Source organism: Mariniflexile sp., assembly GCF_041583155.1.
Taxonomy (GTDB): Bacteria; Bacteroidota; Bacteroidia; order Flavobacteriales; family Flavobacteriaceae; genus Mariniflexile.
Genome location: NZ_JBFHGK010000100.1, coordinates 1 through 1,512, shown reverse-complemented (window position 1 = coordinate 1,512; position 1,512 = coordinate 1). Strand labels below are relative to the sequence as shown.

The 1,512-nt window shown below is 32.3% G+C and carries 1 protein-coding gene; it reads right to left on the bottom strand.

The genetic code is table 11. The annotated features are described in order from the left end of the window. Nucleotides 1-96 precede the first annotated feature (96 nt). Complete coding sequence (locus tag ABYI63_RS17310) at nucleotides 97-1,476, bottom strand: TolC family protein (protein WP_372758114.1); 1,380 nt, start codon at nucleotides 1,474-1,476, stop codon at nucleotides 97-99. Nucleotides 1,477-1,512: the final 36 nt, after the last annotated feature.

Sequence of the window (1,512 nt, the reverse complement as noted above, 5' to 3'; positions counted from 1 at the left end):
TGAGGCTTAACCAATAGCCAAATACCGGTTAACACTAAAATAGCAATACATATTATTGTTAAAGTTAATTTTATTAATCTTGGATTTTTCATTTTTCTATTGATATTGATTTAATAATGTGTCTGTTTTTCCGGAGAGTACAATGAGTTCACTGTATTCAACGTTATATTCGTAAAGTGATTTTATTTTCTTTAATTGAATTTCTGATAATTTTAATGTAGCATCTACGACGTCTATTGAAGTTCCTGTACCTTCTTCAAAAGCACGTGTTCGCATGAATGTTAATCGTTCTGCATAGGATTCGTTCGTATCTAAACTTTCATATTGCTCTAACTCCTTTTGCATGGTATTAAACAGCTTTTCAGTATAGGTAGTCAAATCCAGTTTTGCTTGCTTTTCAATGGCTTCAACTTGATTGATTTTGAATTTGGAAGCTTTGATTTTATGTTCTGTTTGAAAGCCATTAAATATTTCCCATTTCGCACCAATTCCAACCATCCATTTGGTGTTTTCTGCCAAGGGTAAATTCTCTGTATAAGGAATATAATTACTAAAAAAGCCGATACTTGGGTACAAATGACTTTTTTCTAGCTTTACGCCGATTTCTGCCAATTCATGATTTTTTTCTATTGTTTTTAGTTGGGTATTGCCGGTTAATACGTCGGATTTAAAATCTTCAAATGAATTGATAATAGTGGGTTTATTAAAGTTTGTAGAAATTTGAGATATATTAGTAATTCCAATGGTATTTTCTAAAGCAGTAGTGGCTAATGCAACATCTTTTTGTGCAGCTTTAAGTTCTGTTTCGGCATTTGATAAGGCAACTTTGGCATTTAGTGTTTCTACCTCTGGAATGATACCGTTTTCATAAAATTTTGTGGCTTGATTGTAATGCAGCAGTACGGTTTCATACACCAGTTGTCTTACGTTTTCTAATTCTTTGGCAAGTTTTAATTTAAAATAATAATCGATGAGTTTTATAGTAAGTTCGTCTTCTGTTAATTGAGATGCGTTTTTAGCTAAATCAACCTTTATTTTTGTGGCTTTATTGTAGTTGTTTATTTGACCACCTGAAAATAGCGGCATTGAAAGTTCTACCACGCCAAAACTTAAGTCTTTTTCTTGAAGTGTAAAATTCCAATCACCTAAAACCGATGCTGGATCTGAAATACTTAATAAACCTCCAACCATGTTTCTGGTGGAATTTAAATCCATCGTAATATCATTTTCTAGGCTCAAGTACGTAGCAGAAGCGCTAAGAGTTGGATATCGTAATCCCTTCGCTGCTTTTTGTTCTTCCTGCTTTTCACTAACTTCAAAAAGGGAGGCTTTAATATGGCCGTTATTTTGAAGCATGATATTATGTGCGTCTTGTAACGTTATTTCTTGGGCACTAAGTATGTTTATAGCGAGGAATAAAATGACAATGATTAAATTACTTTTTGATGTTGAAATGTGTGAATTATAAAGAGTCATGCTTATTTACTTTTTAGGATTTTCATAATATTCTGT